Origin of the sequence: Prauserella shujinwangii, assembly GCF_003001955.1 — a bacterium.
GTDB classification, from domain to species: domain Bacteria; phylum Actinomycetota; class Actinomycetes; order Mycobacteriales; family Pseudonocardiaceae; genus Qaidamihabitans; species Qaidamihabitans shujinwangii.
This window is the reverse complement of the sequence record NZ_PVNH01000010.1, coordinates 16,940-32,410: the sequence shown is the minus strand read 5'-3', so window position 1 is coordinate 32,410 and position 15,471 is coordinate 16,940. Positions and strand designations below refer to the sequence as shown.

11 protein-coding genes are annotated in these 15,471 nt (G+C 71.7%); 10 read left to right on the top strand and 1 reads right to left on the bottom strand.

All coding sequences use genetic code 11. The annotated features are described in order from the left end of the window. The first annotated feature begins 44 nt into the window (after positions 1 to 44). The 7 genes from B0I33_RS22735 to B0I33_RS22705 all read left to right on the top strand — a co-directional run bounded on the left by B0I33_RS22735 (position 45) and on the right by B0I33_RS22705 (position 9,817). Positions 45 to 1,673 (top strand): FAD-dependent oxidoreductase, encoded by a 1,629-nt coding sequence (locus B0I33_RS22735; protein WP_106180901.1) that lies wholly within the window; start codon positions 45 to 47, stop codon positions 1,671 to 1,673. A 25-nt stretch (positions 1,674 to 1,698) separates the two neighbouring features. Beyond that, entirely contained in the window at positions 1,699 to 3,837 is a 2,139-nt protein-coding gene (locus tag B0I33_RS22730) for a hydantoinase/oxoprolinase family protein (RefSeq protein WP_245900950.1), read from the top strand. Continuing rightward, on the top strand, positions 3,834 to 4,475 hold the full coding sequence (locus tag B0I33_RS22725; RefSeq protein WP_245900948.1) for a hypothetical protein: 642 nt from the start codon (positions 3,834 to 3,836) through the stop codon (positions 4,473 to 4,475). Before B0I33_RS22730 ends, B0I33_RS22725 begins: the two co-directional genes overlap by 4 nt. Before the next feature lie 9 nt (positions 4,476 to 4,484). Continuing rightward, complete coding sequence (locus B0I33_RS22720; protein WP_106180899.1) at positions 4,485 to 5,780, top strand: TRAP transporter large permease subunit; 1,296 nt, start codon at positions 4,485 to 4,487, stop codon at positions 5,778 to 5,780. A gap of 36 nt (positions 5,781 to 5,816) precedes the next feature. Further along, a complete protein-coding gene (locus B0I33_RS22715) occupies positions 5,817 to 6,806 on the top strand; it encodes a twin-arginine translocation signal domain-containing protein (protein ID WP_106180898.1) in 990 nt (329 codons plus the stop codon). 534 nt (positions 6,807 to 7,340) lie between these two features. Then, positions 7,341 to 9,431, top strand: coding sequence for a terpene synthase family protein (locus tag B0I33_RS22710; protein WP_106180897.1), 2,091 nt, complete (start codon positions 7,341 to 7,343; stop codon positions 9,429 to 9,431). Then, the gene (locus tag B0I33_RS22705) at positions 9,428 to 9,817 is read left to right on the top strand and encodes a cytochrome P450 (protein ID WP_106180896.1); all 390 of its coding nucleotides are present in this window, start codon (positions 9,428 to 9,430) and stop codon (positions 9,815 to 9,817) included. The genes B0I33_RS22710 and B0I33_RS22705 overlap by 4 nt, the downstream gene beginning before the upstream one ends. Positions 9,818 to 10,396: 579 nt before the next feature. Here B0I33_RS22705 and B0I33_RS22700 read toward each other — a convergent pair. Further along, the gene (locus B0I33_RS22700) at positions 10,397 to 11,059 is read right to left on the bottom strand and encodes a lytic polysaccharide monooxygenase auxiliary activity family 9 protein (RefSeq protein ID WP_106180895.1); all 663 of its coding nucleotides are present in this window, start codon (positions 11,057 to 11,059) and stop codon (positions 10,397 to 10,399) included. A gap of 623 nt (positions 11,060 to 11,682) precedes the next feature. On the opposite strand from B0I33_RS22700, the gene B0I33_RS30745 reads away from it, so the two are divergent. The 3 genes from B0I33_RS30745 to B0I33_RS22685 all read left to right on the top strand — a co-directional run bounded on the left by B0I33_RS30745 (position 11,683) and on the right by B0I33_RS22685 (position 15,449). Continuing rightward, entirely contained in the window at positions 11,683 to 12,435 is a 753-nt protein-coding gene (locus tag B0I33_RS30745; protein ID WP_106180894.1) for an arsenate reductase/protein-tyrosine-phosphatase family protein, read from the top strand. 4 nt (positions 12,436 to 12,439) lie between these two features. Further along, positions 12,440 to 12,826 (top strand): VOC family protein, encoded by a 387-nt coding sequence (locus tag B0I33_RS22690; RefSeq protein WP_106180893.1) that lies wholly within the window; start codon positions 12,440 to 12,442, stop codon positions 12,824 to 12,826. Positions 12,827 to 13,055: 229 nt separating this feature from the next. Then, complete coding sequence (locus tag B0I33_RS22685; protein ID WP_245900946.1) at positions 13,056 to 15,449, top strand: penicillin acylase family protein; 2,394 nt, start codon at positions 13,056 to 13,058, stop codon at positions 15,447 to 15,449. Positions 15,450 to 15,471 lie beyond the last annotated feature (22 nt).

Genomic DNA, 15,471 nt, shown 5'->3' with positions numbered 1-15,471 from the left:
GACCCGACCAGCACAACCAGCACGAGCAAGGAGCCACCCACCGCATGCCTACCCCCACCACCACTCCGGCCGAGACCGACGTCCTCATCGTGGGCGGCGGGCTGGGCGGCGTCGCCGCCGCGCTCGCCGTCTGCCGGGCCGGGCGAAACGCCGTCCTGACCGAGGAGACCGACTGGATCGGCGGCCAGCTCACCGCGCAGGCCGTGCCGCCGGACGAACACCCCTGGGTGGAGCAGTTCGGCGTCACCGCCACCTACCGGGCACTGCGTGAGGCGATCCGCGACCACTACCGCCGCTGGTATCCGCTGCGCGCCGACGCTCTCGACCTGCCGCGGCTCAACCCGGGCGCCGGGCGGGTCAGCAAGCTCTGCCACGAGCCGAGGGTCGCGCTCGCCGTACTGGAGTCGATGCTCGCCCCGCACCGCACGGCGGGCAGGCTCACCGTGCTCACCGAACACCGGCCCGTCTCCGCCCAGGCCGACGGGGACACCGTCCGCGCCGTCACGCTGGAGGACGTCCGCGACGGCGCCCGGCACACGGTCGCGGCCCCGTATGTCATCGACGCCACCGAAACCGGGGAGCTGCTGGACCTGGCGGCTGTCGAGCACGCGCTCGGCGCCGAGTCCCGCGCCGAGTTCGACGAGCCCCACGCCCCCGAGATCGCCGACCCGCTGAACCAGCAGGGCATCACCGTCTGCTTCGCCGTCTCCCACCACGAGGGCGCGGACCACACCATCGACCGGCCCGCCGGTTACGACTTCTGGCGCTCGTACCGCCCGGACTTCTGGCCCGGCCCGCTGCTCGGCTTCCTGGCTCCCGATCCGCGCACACTCGCGCCGGTCGAGCGCACCTTCGTCCCCAACCCGGACGTCGACCCGCTCGACATCAACGCCGACCAGAGCGCCGACGCGGGCGACAAGGAACTGTGGGGCTTCCGCCGTATCCTCGCCCGCAGGCTGCACCGGCCCGGCGCCTTCGACTCGGACATCACCCTCGTCAACTGGCCGCTCAACGACTACTGGCTCAAGCCGCTCGTCGGCGCTGGTGAACAGACCGCCCGCGAGGCGCTCGCCGGGGCCAGGGAGCTGTCGCTGTCCGTCCTGTACTGGCTGCAAACCGAGGCCCCGCGCCCCGACGGCGGCACCGGCTTCCCCGGTCTGCGGCTCCGCCCCGACATCACCGGCACCGCCGATGGCCTCGCGAAGTCCGCGTACGTCCGCGAGAGCCGCCGCATCAAGGCCGTCACGACCGTCACCGAACACGACGTCGCCATCGACCTCGTCGGCCCGTACGGCGGCACCCGGCACCGCGACTCCGTCGGGATCGGTGGCTACCGCATCGACCTGCATCCCTCCACCGGGGGTGACCAGTACGTCGACATCGGCTCCGTGCCGTTCGAGATCCCGCTCGGTGCGCTCGTGCCGCGCCGGGTTCGCAACCTGCTGCCTGCGGGCAAGAACATCGGCACCACCCACATCACCAACGGCTGCTACCGCCTCCACCCCGTGGAGTGGAACGTCGGCGAGGTGGCGGGAGCGCTCGCCGCCCATTGCCTCGCCGAGAACGTGCAGCCGCATCAGGTGCAGGAGGAGGACAAGCGGTTCGACGAGTTCGCCCGCGTGCTCGACCGGGCCGGCGTGCAGCGCCACTGGCCCGACATCCGCGGCTACTAGCCCCCACGGCCCACGACACAAGGAGGTGTCCACATTGGCCCCGGACCGCATCCGCGTCGGCATCGACGTGGGTGGGACCTTCACCGACGCCGTCGCGATCGACTCCACCACGCTGGAGCTCGTCGCTCAGGTGAAGGTCCCGACCAGCCACCACCATCCCGACGGTGTCGCACACGGGATCGTCGAGGCGCTGAACCGGCTGCTGAAGGACGTCGGCCGCACGCCGGAGGACGTCGCGTTCCTCGCCCACGGCACCACCCAGGCCACGAACGCCCTGCTCGAAGGCGACGTGGCACCCGTCGGGTTGATCGGCATCGGCAGCGGCCCCGGCGCCGTGCCGACCAGGCGGCTCGCCGGGCTGGCGAACCTGGAGCTCGCCCAGGGTAAGCGGCTTCCGCTGCACTACGCGCACGTGCCCGATCCCGGCGACACCGCGGCCGTGCACGCCGCGATCGAGGAGGTCACCAAGGCAGGCGCCGAAGTCCTCGTGGCCAGCGAGCCGTTCAGCGTCGACCTGCCGGACGGCGAGGAAGCGGTGCTCGAAGCCGCCCGCCCGTACGGGCTGCCGATGACCGCCGCGCACGAGATCGCCTCGCTCTACGGGCTGCGCAAGCGCACCCGCACCGCCGTGGTCAACGCGGCGATCATGCCGAAGATGCTGGCCACCGCCGATCTCGTGGACCGCAGCATCCGGAAGGCCGGGGTGCGCGCACCACTGATGGTGATGCGCTGCGACGGCGGGGTCATGTCACTCACCGAGATGCGGCGGCGGCCGCTGCTGACCGTCCTGTCCGGACCCGCGGCCGGAGTGGCCGGGGCGCTGATGCAGGAACGGGTGAGCGAGGGCGTGTTCCTGGAGACCGGCGGCACGTCCACGGACATCAGCGTCATCCGCCGCGGCAAGGTCACCGTCAGGCACGCCACCATTCTCGGCCGGTCGTCCTACCTGTCCGCGTTGGACATACGCACGGTCGGCGTCGGCGGTGGTTCCATGGTGCGGCTCGCCGGAGGCCGGGTGCACGCCGTCGGGCCGCGCAGCGCGCACATCGCGGGCCTGCCGTACGCCTGCTACGCGGCACCGGAGGACCTGCGCGACGCGACGCTCGCCACCGTGAACCCGCTGCCGGGCGACCCGGGCGACTACGTGGTGCTCGACGCCGCGGGCGGCCGCTTCGCCATCACGATGACCTGCGCGGCCAACGCACTCGGCCGGGTCCCGCGCGGCGACTTCGCCGCCGGTGACCCGACGGTGGCCGTCGCGGCGCTCACGCCGCTCGCGCGGGCGCTCGGCACGGACGTCGAGGGCGCCGCGACGCGGGTGCTGGACGCGGGCGTGCGGCAGGTGCGTGACGTGGTGGACGCGCTGATCGGCGACTACCGCCTCGACCGCGACGCCACCGTGCTCGTCGGCGGCGGGGGCGGCGCGGCCGCCGTCACCCCGCAGCTGGCCGCCGCCACCGGCCTCGAGGGCCGGATCGCCGCGCACAACGAGGTGATCAGCCCCATCGGTGTGGCACTCGCCCTGGTCCGGGAGCAGGTCGAGCGGATCATCCCCGGTGCGACCCAGGAGCAGATCCTCGGCGTGCGAGCCGAGGCGGAGACCGCGGTCGTGGCGCAGGGCGCCACACCGGACGCGGTGGAGGTCGAGGTCACGGTCGACCCACAGACCAACACCGTGCGGGCTGTCGCCACCGGCGCCACCGAGCTGCGCACCCAGGACCGGGCGCACCGTACCGACGATGGCGAGCGCCTCGTCGCGGCGGCGGCCAGTCTCAAGACCGACCCGTCGGCGGTGGACGTGCTCGCCGCCACCCCCGCCCACACCGTCTACGGCACCACCCTCCGCCGCCGCTTCCGCAAACCCCGCCGCCCGGTCCGCGTCCTCGACGCCGACGGGGTGGTCCGCCTGCACGCCGCCGACGCGCAGGTCGCGAGCACCACGGTCGGCGCGGCGCCGGAGCTGCTGACCCGCCTGATCCACGAGTCCACCTCCTATGGCGACGGCGGCGTTCGCGCACCGGCCCTGCGCCTGCTGCTCGGTTCCCGCATCGCGGATCTCTCCGGCGTGCTGGAGGCGGGACCGCTGCTGGCCCTGGCACGCAGCGAACTGGGCTCACGCGCGGCCGACGAACCGGTGATCGCGGTGCTGGAGCCCCGGTCATGACCCGCACGGTCACCGCCGCCCTCGGCCGCCTCGGCCGGGTCCGCCGCGACGCGCTGCGTGCCGAGTGCGCGCCGCTGGCGGAGCTGGACGACGTGGAACTCGGCGCCCGGCTGCTGGCGGACACCCCGACGCACGAGCATCGCGACCCGGCGCTGCTGCGCCACTGGGCGGAGACGGCGACGGGGTTCGGTACCCGGCTCCGGAGCCGGTGCGCGGCCGCGGAACCGCGTGTCGTCGAGCGCCCCGGCGGCATCGACCGGCTCCTGCTCGCCCGGTACGTGTCCCGGCCCACCCCCACGGTGGAGCTGTTCACCGACACTCTCGCCCTCGGCGAGGAGCTCGTCGATCTGCTCGGCTGGCGCGACTGGTACGCCGAGGGCGCCCTGCGCGCGACGGCTCTCGCGCACGAGGACGCGCACCGCCTGCTGCACGGCGACGCCGCCCTGCGACGCGCGCTGCGTGAGCGGCTCGGGCACACCGCCCTGCGCGTCGGCAGGTTCCGGATCACCGGTCACGTCGCCGGTTCCGAGGAACTCGCCGCGCACGGCTACGCCGCCGCCCGCACAGGTCTCGGCCGCAGCCCCCTTCTGCTCACCGCCGCGCTCGCCAGCGCGATCCGGGCCCTCGTACGGAACTGAGGTACCGCCATGGGAATCGTCATCCTCCTGCTCATGCTGGCCGGGGTCGGCCTGATGCTCACGCGCAAGCTGCCGACCGCCTTCACCCTCGTGCTGTTGGCCGTGGCCATCGCGGCGGTCGTGGGCGCCCCGTTCACCGGCGAGAACAGCATCATCGACACGGTGCTCCAGGAAGGCGCCGTGGCGCAGGCCGCCACCATGCTCGCCGTCCTCATCGGATCCTGGATGGGCAAGCTGATGGCCGAGACCGGCATCGCCAGCACGCTCGTCCGCAAGATCGTCGAGTTCGGCGGCGACCGGCCCACCGTGGTGGCACTCGGCGTGCTGCTCGTCTCCGCGCTCGTCGGCACCGTCACCGGGTCCGCGCCCGCGGCCATGATGGCGGGCATCATCGGCATCCCCGCGATGATCGCGGTCGGCGTGCCGAAGACGACGGCCGCGGGCACCATCCTGATGGGAATCGCCGCCGGCATGCCGTTCGAGCTGCCGATCTGGCAGTTCTTCTCCACCACCCTGAACCTGCCGGTCGACACGGTGCGCGGCTTCATGCTCAAGCTGTTTCCGTTCGCCGTGGTGTTCGCCGTGCTGTTCGTCCTCATCGAGACCCGCCGCAAGGGCGTCGAGCACACCTGGTCGCTGGCGGCGCCGGGGGAACGCTCCGCTGCCGACCGGCGCCGCAACCGGGCGCGGCAGCTGGGCGACGCGCCGTGGTACGCCCTGCTCGCTCCGCTCGTGCCGCTGGTGCTCGCGCTCGGCTTCGAACTGGCGATCATCCCGTCGATGCTCGCCGGGGTGCTGTACGCCCTGGTGACCACCACGCGGCCACGGGAGATGAGCAAGCGGCTGCTGCGCACGTTGTACGGCGCCTTCGACATCGCCGCCCCGCCCATCGCGCTGTTCGTGGCGATCGGCATCCTGCTCGCCGCGGTGACGCTCCCCGGTGCGGTCGAGGCGCTCAACCCGCTCGTCACCGCGATCAGCCCGGGACACCCGGTGATCTTCGTGGTGGTCTTCGCGCTGCTGACCCCGTTGTGTCTCTACCGGGGCCCGCTCAACGTGTTCGGCCTCGGCGCGGGCATCGCGGGCGTACTCATCTCCGCCGGCATCTACCCGGCCGTGGCTGTGCTCGGCCTGACCGCCTCGTACAACCAGGTGTTCGGCGTCGCCGATCCGACGAGCACGCAGACCGTGTGGGCGGCGCAGTACTCCGGCATCAGTCCGCAGCAGGTGATGGTGCGCACGCTGCCGTACGTGTGGTGCGTCGCACTCGGCGGACTGATCGTCACGGCCGCGACCCAGCTTTGACAGTCCCACCGTCCTTCCACAAAGGAGTTGAAGACGATGACGTTCAACCGCCGCCGGTTCCTCCAGGCCACCACAGCGGGCGCCACCATGCTGGCCTCCGGCGCGCTCGCGAGCGGCCCCGCCCTCGCCGCGCCGGGCGGCTTTCCCGACTACCGCTACGTCCGGACGCTGCTGCGACCGGAGCAGCTCGCCTACAACCCCACCGGCGAGATCATCTTTCCCTGTGTGCGCGGGGTGTACGACAGGCTCAGCGACCCACTCGGCCGCTACTATCTCTACTACGCCCCACACGACAAGCCCGGTGGGATCTGCCTGGCGTACGGCGACTCACTGGAAGGACCGTTCACCGAGTACCCGCACAACCCGATCGTCAGCAACAGGTGGAGTCCGCACTACGACGTCACCCACGTCTCGTCGCCCCACGTGCTGTGGCACCCTGGGCACCGCGAGCTGTGGCTGTACTTCCACGGGGAGAACGACACCACCCGTCTCGCCCGTTCGCAGGACGGCATCCACTTCACCTACGACAAGATCGTGCTGAACACCGCGATGCTGCCGCACGGCGCGACGGAGACCTCCTACGCCAGGGTCTTCCGGCACGACCTCCCCGCCCGCGGCGCCAGGTACGTCATGGTGTTCATGCGCAACACCACCGCGAACCGGCGCGACATCTGCTGGGGCTGGTCGGCCGACGGGCGTGACTGGCAGTTCGCCCCGGAGCCGCTCGTCCACCCCACGGAAGTCGGTGCGGTTAACCTGTCCGGGCCACACCTGCTGAAGCGCGGCGGCAGCGCGTATGTCGTCTACCACACCGACCGGGACAGCGGCGGCAACATCCTCATCACCGAGGTCGGTGCCGACTTCACACGTCGTGAACATCTCGGCGTCTTCTACGATTCCGGCTCGGCCGCGCCGGAGAACGGCCGGGCCGCGGCGCCGGCGTTCGGCACCGACCGCGGCGTGCCGTACATGATCTACGAGGCCGGTGACCGGCTCGGCGGCGTGATCGCGATGGCCCGCGGCTGACCCAGGAGCGCGGCGGGAGCGGCCCGCCGACCACGGAACGTCGGTATCCGCGGTCGGCGAGGTCACGGTGGCTTCCACCCGCCGCGGTGGGTCGGGTCAGTGGCCTGCCGGACGGGCTGACGGGCCGACGCCATCGAGACAGGCGGCCGCGGGATCACGGCTCCCCGGCGACGCCACCACCGGCACGATCCCCGCCGGTCACCCGTTCGCGCTGACCGTGGCCGAACCGCCCGACACTGTGCCCGCTGCCCGGGCCTGTGCTCGGTTCGGCACCGCGGCCCGTACGTCCGGTGGACGGTGACCGTGGTGGTGCCCGGCCGGCGACGGTACGGCCGGGAGCCTCGGAAGTGGCGTTGCTCGGCGGCCGGGCAGCGGGCGTGAGCACGGAAGGTGACCAACTGGGGGGCCGGGGGAAGATCGGCAAGCCACCCGTTCAGCAGTCGCCCCGCGGCCACGGGTCGGCCACGATGAGTTCACGGAACATGTTGCCGCGAAAGGCGTTCTGCGACCCGACCTGCTGGGGGCCATGTTGCGATGAACTTGTCTATTCTGGATTCCTACTCGGGCGCTCTGCACGACGGGATGCGCGCGGCATTCGAGGGCCTGCCGCCGGAGCTCGGTCAGCCCAGCGCGTATACGCTCGGCGCCGCAGGCCCGGACTGCCATCGGATCACCGGCACCAACGGGAAACTGCTGCGGCCCACCCTGACCCTGTTGTGCGCCCAGGCTGCCGGCGGACGCCTCCCCGACGCCGTGCCCGGCGCCGTGGCGGTGCAGCTGGCCCACGACTTCTCCCTGGTCCACGACGACATCATGAACGCCGACAGCACCCGCCGGGAGCGGCGTTCCGGCTCCGACCCATGCGGGCCCGGCCGGGCGGTGCTGGCCGGGGACCTGCTGCACACGCTGGCCACCCGCACGCTCGCGCGCGTCGAGACTCCACGTGCGGGGGCGGCACTGCGCGTGCTCATCGACGCGGTCATGGCGCTCTTGCGCGGCCAGGCCGCGGACCTGGCCCACGAGCGCGTCACGGAGATCAGCGAGGAGCGGGCCAGGCAGGCAGCCACCGACAGGACCGCCGAACTGATCGGCGCGGCGTGCCGGATCGGGGCGGTCCTCGCCGGCGTCCCGCCGCGTGGGCGGCGCGCCCTCGCGTTCCATCGCTACGGTGTCACGCTGGGGATGGCGGTCCAGCTCGTCGACGACATCGTGGGCCTCTGGGGACGCCCGGCCTCGACCGGGAGTCCCGTGTGGTCGGGTCTGGCCCGCCGCAGGAGGTCGCTGCCCGTCGTGCACGCCCTGCGCGCCCCGCATCCGGCCGCCGACGAGTTGCGACGCCACGGCGCCGCCCTGCTCCGCGAGGACAGCGCCGCCGTGGCCGAACTGGTCGAGCAGGCCGGTGGCCGGGAGTGGGCCGAAACCGAGGCCCGCCACAACGTCCACGACGCGGTACGCATCGTGGACGGCCTGGACGCGGCCGAGCCGTACCGTGCCGCGCTGAAGGACGTCGCCTGGTCGGTACTGGAAGCGCTGTCCACTCGCGGTGGGCAGCCCGCGCACATGCCGCCCACCGGCACCACGGTGGCGACGGAGACGGTCATCGTGCCGCCGGAGTACCGGATCGCGGTGGTAGCGGACCGCTTTCCCCGGCGGTTCCACGAGCACCGGTGGTCTCTGCGCACCTCCACCCGCCAGTGGATGGCCGCGCACGGGTTGCTGCCCGACGACGTCGCCGACGCCTACACCGACAACCTGCTCTGCTACACCGACCTGGTCGCCGGTTACTACGTCGGCGCGCCGGATCCGGTCCTGCGCGCGATCGCCGAGTTCTCCGCGTGGTTCTTCGTATGGGACGACCAGCACGGCGTGCTCGCCGCCGCCAGTCACGACCAGGCATGGCAGGCGCTCTCGACGGCCCTGCGGCGGGCACTGCGCCGACCCGGCGAGCGGAACAGCGCGCACGACCCGCCACTGGTGGCCGCGTTCGCCGACGTCGTGCCCCGGATACGCGGAGACTTCAGTGACGATTGGGCGGCCCGGTTCGCCCGGCACATGGCCGCGGTGTTCGACGCCTATGACCAGGAGTACCGCAACCGCCGCGCCGGTCGTGTCCCGGACGTGGACGAGCTGCTGGCGTTGCGGCGGGACACGTTCGGCCACGACGTGTGGATCGACCTCCTGGAGTCGGCGTCCGGCCGGGAGCTGCCTGCCGAGATCCGCGAGCACGAGGCCTACCGGCGGGCGGTCGCGGCCAGTCAGCAGTTCTGTTCCACTTACAACGATCTGTGCTCACTGCGCAAGGAACTGGCCGCGGGCGAGTTGCACAACCTCGGCATCAGCCTGATGCGCCACCGCGGCCTTGGCCTCGAACAGGCGACCGGCGCCGTGCGCGCCCACGCCGTCCGCCGCGTCGAGCGGTTCCTGGCCGCCGAAGCCCGGCTCACCACCCTGCTCGACGCCGGACACTGGTCCACGGAGATCGCCGACACCGTGCGTTCGTGCCTGGCCAACGCGCGGAACTGGATCTCGTCGACGTACTGGTTCCACCATGAATCCGGCCGCTACCGGATGCGGGAGTGGGCCGATCCGGCCCGGCCGCCCTACGTCGCCGGGAGTGAATCATGACCGCCGGCCGGGCCGCGCCGCCCACCGTGCCCGGCGCGTTACCGGTCCTCGGGCACGCCGGGGCGCTGCTGCGTGATCCGCTCGGCTTCCTGTGCCGGCTGCTTGGCCACGGCGAGATCGTCACCGTCCGGCTGGGCAGAGACGGGTCTACGCGGTGTGCGGACCGATGGCTCCCCGGCAGGGCGTCCGCGATTCCGAAGCACGCCATGATCCCGTTCGGCGTCGCCGCCCGGAAGTGTCCCGGTGAGCGGTACGCGCTTACCGAGGTCGCTGTCCTGGTCGCCACGATCGCTTACCGCTGGCGGCTGACCCTGACGACCGGTACTGAGCCTTCGCTGCGCATCGCGGCATCACCCTGCACCCCCGTAATCCGGTTCTCCTGGTGACACCACGCCATCCAGCCGACACGCCGGCCCAGGCGGCGCCACTGAGTGGACAGTGACGGCCACAGCGGGATCGGGTGAACCGGAGGGGATGCCCCACTCGGCCGAGTGGCGTTCCTGCCCGGCGGGGTTGCGCTGGCCGTCCTCGTCGTGCCGGTCCGATCTCGCTCGGCGGCGGCATCGGGACCTACCGCTGGCAGGCCGGACTCGCCACCGGCTACGGGATCATGCGGCTCGCCCCTGTGCGCGCCTGGGCAAGCCGTACGGCTCCGGCCCGCCCGCGAAAGCCGGAGCAGTTCCGCGGATTCCGTCGAGCAGGACACGTGGGTGCAGATCATCGTCAGTGAAACGATTCTTCCACCCGGATTCCACGTCCTCTTTCCGCACGTCACCCCACGCCACCGGAACAGGTCCACTCGCCAGCACGCCCGGCCGGTCCGCGGTGCGTCCATTTCATCAGGCGGCAAACCACAATCCGGTGTCGACAGAAGAATCGCGTGGACAACGGGGTGTCCGGCCCGGCATCGGTACTGCCCTTCGGCGCCGGGCCGGACACTCCGAGACGGCCGGTCAGCCCGATCGCTAACCGAAGTTCACGTCACTGCACCACATGTATGCCTGGTCCAGGTGCGAAGCCTGCCAGATCGTGAACACGACGTGGTGTCCTCTGTAGGCACCGGAGGTTTGGACGTTGAACGTGATTTCGCTGGCCGGAGCATAACTTCCAGTCTGCATGATGAAGTCGAGGTCATCCCAACCGAGACGCTGGGTGGTCGGGTCGAACCCGTTCTTGCTGATGTAGACCCGGAAGTAGTCGGCACCGTGACTGGCCTGGTCGTACAGGCGCATCGAGAAGTTGCTGCCGACATTGGTGGTCTTCCAGGGGCCAGGGTTGTTCAGGGAGTCGTTGCGGGACAGGGCGTTGCTGCAGAGCTGCCCGTTGGGGGTTCTTGCCTCGAAGTTCCCGCCAAGTCCGTCCCGCAGTGCGCTCATCCAGTTCCACATGGTGTCGGGGTTGGCCTGGAAAGCCTGCCAGCACATGGGGTCCTGCTCCTGCATCGCAGGGTTGGTGTGCTGGCTGCCCCAGGTTTGCCAGCACTGGTAGGCGCGTGTGGCGGGACTGACGATGGTGCCGTGCGCCGCGGCCGTCGGCGTCCAGACGAACAAGCACGCCAGCGTGCTGACGAGCAGTGCGATGATTCCCCGCCGTCTGGTAACAGCCCAGGAGCTACTGCGCTGACGCATGGATACGCCTCCATTCGGTCGAATGTTTGTGATCGATTTGGGAGCGCTCCCAGAGCAAGTATCAGCCTATACATCACTCCCCGAAACTTCAACGAAACATTGAGTGATTTTCCCGCTTTTCCGTATTTCCGGAAATGATCTCCGTATGGCCCCTCAGGACATGCAGACCGACCATTGGTGGGCTGACCGGGGATACCGTCGGCCGTACCGGGAGGTCGAGCTCAGTCCCGCGTCGCGCGGTGTGTGCGGGGCGCGGCCTTGGCGCACTGGAGGAGCGCGACCAGGTTCCGGTCTCGGTGCAGGGCCGAGTTCGTGCCGCATCGGCGAGCACCGCGCCGGCGGCCGGGTGCATGCGACCAGCGCCGGAACCCGGCCACCAGCGGCTCGCTCTGAGCGCGCCGAAACTCACCACACCGGTCAGGACGATCGCCGCCCAGCCCGGTTTCGCAGCGAATCGGCCCCTTGTCGTGGCGCGGCTGACCGTTCTCTGTCCATTCCCGACCGTCCTCCCCGTGCGGCACTCGATCGCCACGGCCGTGGGCGGAATGGACGGCGGGGCCGCGGCACGGGCCCTCATCAGTTCCAGCTATTCAATCAAACCAGTTTGATGTAATCTGCGCGGCATGGACGGATCGAACCGGGAGCGACCGGCTTTCGTCCGGCTCGCCGCGCACCCGCTGCGCTGGCGGTTGCTGACCACGCTGGCCACCGGCGACCACCGGGTTCGCGAGTTGGTGGCTCTGGTCGGCGAACCGCAGAACCTGGTGTCCTACCACCTGCGGCTGCTGCGCGACGGCGGGCTGGTCACCGCGACCCGCAGCAGCTTCGACGGCCGCGACAGCTATTACCACCTGGATCTGGACCGCTGCGCGGACGCGCTCGCCGCCACCGGCAGCGCGCTGCATCCCGCCCTGCGGCCGGGCCCGCGCCCGGAACCCGCGACGCCGTCGGGCAGCCGGATCAGCGTGCTGTTCGTGTGCACCGGCAACAGCGCCCGCTCCCCCGTCGCCGAGGCCCTGCTGCGCCACCGCACCGGCGACCGGGTGCACGCGACCAGCGCCGGAACCCGGCCCCAACCCCACCTCCATCCCGACACCGCGCGAGTGCTGCGCGACACGTTCGGCATCGACATCGCCGGTCAGCGCCCCCGCGCCGTCGACACGATGCGACAGCACCGGTTCGACCATGTGATCACCCTGTGCGACAAGGCCCGCGAAGCTCTCCCGGAGTTCGAGCACGAGCCGAGGCGCGCGCACTGGAGCGTCCCCGAACCCGGCACGGACCACTTCCACCGCACCGCGGCGGACATCGACACCCGCATCCGGCACCTGCTGCCGGTGCTGGACACCACCCACCACGAGCCAACGGAGGCTTGACACCATGACCGGTCAGCACGCCAGCGTCCGCTACCTGGTCGACGACGTCCAGGCGGCCATCGACTTCTACACCGGCCACCTCGGCTTCACCCTGAACACCAACGCCGCCCCGGCCTTCGCCGACGTGGTGCGCGGCCCGCTACGCCTCCTGCTCTCCGGCCCCACCAGCTCGGGCGCCCGCGCCACCCCGGGCGATGCCACCACCCCCGGTCACAACCGAGTCCACCTCGTCGTCGACGACCTCGACACCGAGCTCATCCGGCTCCGCGAAGCCGGGCTGCCCTTCCGCAGCGAGGTCGTCAGCGGTCCCGGCGGGCGCCAGGTCCTGCTCGCCGACCCCGCAGGCAACCTGGTCGAACTGTTCCAGCCCGCCTCGGCGGCCAACACCTGACGGGAATCCCCGCCGCGCGGACGCCGCCGGCGCGGCGATCCGGACCGGACCACCCCGGCTACCCGCTTTGCCCCACGGGCCCTGCGGCCGACCGGGGGTATGCCGGGCCATCGTTCGCCCGGCATACCCCCTGCTGACGTGAGCCCGGGGCGCTCCTCCTCCTCCTCCTCCTCCGGCATCAGGGCGAACCCTGATCCGATCACCGCCCGGACCCGGTAGGAATCTGGGCATGCGAAGAGGCATGCACTGGCGAGCCGCGGCTCTGGTCGCCGCCGCCGCGACGGTATTCACGACCGCTCCGGGTGTCGCCACCGGCGATCCCGCGACCCCCGGCCCGAGTGGCGGGCTCGCGGCCGACATCCGCTACACCGAGTACGGCATCCCGCACATCACCGCCAGGAACTTCGCCGGTCTCGGCTACGGGTACGGGTATGCCGCGGCGAAGGACAACATCTGTGTGCTGGCCGACACCTACCTGACGGTCGCCGCGCAACGGTCCCGCTATCTCGGCCCGGACGCGCCGGGCAACAGCGCCTACGGGGGCACCCGCACCAGCCTCAGCAGCGACCTGTACTTCCAGCAGGTCAACGACTCCGGAGTGGTCGAGCGGGCGATCGCCGCACGGCCGCCGCACGGGCCGAGGGCGGAGGTGCGGGACATCGTCCGCGGCTACGTCGCCGGCTACAACCGCTACCTGCGGGACACCGGCGTCGGGAACATCTCCGACCCCGCCTGCCGCGGCGCCGCGTGGGTGCGGCCCATCGGCGAACGGGATGTCTACCGCCATTTCCACGCCCTCGCCACGTTGGGCGGTTCGGGTCAGGTGATCGACGGCATCACCGCCGCCGCCCCGCCGTCCGGGGACGCGCCCGCGGCGACCGCCGTCCCGGCCGACGCGGCGGAGCGGGTGCGCGCGGCCCTCGGCGAAGAGGACATGGGCAGCAACGCGATCGCGGTCGGCTCGGCGGGCACGGCGGACGCGCGCGGTCTGCTGCTCGGCAATCCGCACTATCCGTGGCACGGCGGCCGCCGGTTCTGGCAGTCACACCTGACCGTGCCGGGACGGCTGGACGTCAGCGGCGGCAGCCTGCTCGGGATGCCGCTGGTGCAGATCGGTTTCAACCGCGACGTCGCCTGGAGCCACACCGTCGCCACGCCCACCACCTTCGGCCTCTACGAGGTCAGCCTGGTACCCGGCGATCCCACGAGCTACCTGGTCGACGGCAAGGTGGAGCGGATGACCAGCCGGAAGGTCGCCGTGGCGGTGCGCAACCCGGACGGCTCGCTGGGCCGCGTCGAACGGACGCTCTACTCGACCCGGTACGGCCCGGTGCTCTCGCCGGTGTTCGGACTGCCGCTGAACTGGACCACCGGCAGCGCGTACACCCTCCGGGACGCCAACGAGGGCAACATGCGCGGCCTCAACACGTGGTTCGAGCTCGGTCGGGCCCGCGGCACCAAGGACGTCGTCCGCGTCCTGTCCAGGACCCAGGGCGTGCCGTGGGTCAACACGGTGGCCGCCGACCGGTCCGGCCGCGCGCTCTACGCCGACATCCAGGTGGTGCCGCACGTGACCGACCAGCTGGCCGAACGATGCAGCACGCCGCTCGGCCGGGCGCTCTTCCCCGAGGCAGGCCTGCCCGTTCTGGACGGGTCGCGTGCGGACTGCGCCTGGGGAACGGACCGGGACGCGCTGGTGCCGGGGATCTTCGGGCCGAGCCGGATGCCGGTGCTGACCCGGTCGGACTACGTGGCCAATGCCAACGACAGCGCCTGGCTGACCAACCCGCGCCGGCCGATCACCGGTTATCCGCGGATCATGGGCGACATCGGCACCGAACGCAACCCGCGGACCCGCATGGCGATCACCGAGGTCGAGCGGCGGCTCGGCGCGTTCACCCACCGGGGCATGCGGGACCTGCTGTTCGACAACCGCAGCTTCCTGGGCGCCGAGGCGGCGGACGAGACCGCGGCGATGTGCGCGGCGTTCCCCGACGGTCTCGCGCCGACGTCGGACGGCGGCACGGTGGCGGTCGGCGACGCGTGTACCGCACTGTCCGGTTGGGACCGGCGGATGGCCACGACCAGCCGTGGGGGCCTGCTGTTCGAACGTTACTGGCTGCGCGTCGCGGGGCGGGACGACGTGTGGCGGGTTCCGTTCGACCCGGCTGACCCGGTCGGTACGCCGAACACGCTGGACACCACGCACCCGGCGGTGCGGCAGGCCCTCGGCGACGCGATCGCCGAGTTGCGCGCGGCGGGGGTCGAGCCGGACTCCCCACTCGGCCGGAACCACTACGTCGTGCGCGACGGGCGCACGATTCCCGTGCCCGGTGGGCAGGGCGAACAGGGCGTGCTGAACATGATCGTCCCGACATGGGACCCGGCGCGCGGGGCCGTCGAGGTCAGGCACGGGTCAAGCCACATCCAGGTGGTCTCGTTCTCCCGCGGGCGGTGTCCCGAGGCGTCGACGCTGCTGACCTACTCGCAGTCCAGCGACCCGACCTCGGCGCACCACGCGGATCAGACGGAGCTGTTCGCGCAGGGCCGGTGGGTGCGGTCGAGGTTCTGCGAGCACGAGATCCGCTCAGCGCCCGGTCTGCGGGTGGTGCGGCTCCGCTGACCGGTGCCGGGGCGCGGGGCCG

Excerpts from the sequence above, each read along its gene's own strand:
- B0I33_RS22735 (WP_106180901.1), top strand. The coding sequence starts at position 45 with ATGCCTACCCCCACCACCACTCCGGCCGAGACCGACGTCCTCATCGTG.
- B0I33_RS22725 (WP_245900948.1), top strand. The coding sequence starts at position 3,834 with ATGACCCGCACGGTCACCGCCGCCCTCGGCCGCCTCGGCCGGGTCCGC.
- B0I33_RS22720 (WP_106180899.1), top strand. The coding sequence starts at position 4,485 with ATGGGAATCGTCATCCTCCTGCTCATGCTGGCCGGGGTCGGCCTGATG.
- B0I33_RS22715 (WP_106180898.1), top strand. The coding sequence starts at position 5,817 with ATGACGTTCAACCGCCGCCGGTTCCTCCAGGCCACCACAGCGGGCGCC.
- B0I33_RS22710 (WP_106180897.1), top strand. The coding sequence starts at position 7,341 with ATGAACTTGTCTATTCTGGATTCCTACTCGGGCGCTCTGCACGACGGG.
- B0I33_RS22705 (WP_106180896.1), top strand. The coding sequence starts at position 9,428 with ATGACCGCCGGCCGGGCCGCGCCGCCCACCGTGCCCGGCGCGTTACCG.
- B0I33_RS22700 (WP_106180895.1), bottom strand. The coding sequence starts at position 11,059 with ATGCGTCAGCGCAGTAGCTCCTGGGCTGTTACCAGACGGCGGGGAATC.
- B0I33_RS30745 (WP_106180894.1), top strand. The coding sequence starts at position 11,683 with ATGGACGGATCGAACCGGGAGCGACCGGCTTTCGTCCGGCTCGCCGCG.
- B0I33_RS22690 (WP_106180893.1), top strand. The coding sequence starts at position 12,440 with ATGACCGGTCAGCACGCCAGCGTCCGCTACCTGGTCGACGACGTCCAG.
- B0I33_RS22685 (WP_245900946.1), top strand. The coding sequence starts at position 13,056 with ATGCGAAGAGGCATGCACTGGCGAGCCGCGGCTCTGGTCGCCGCCGCC.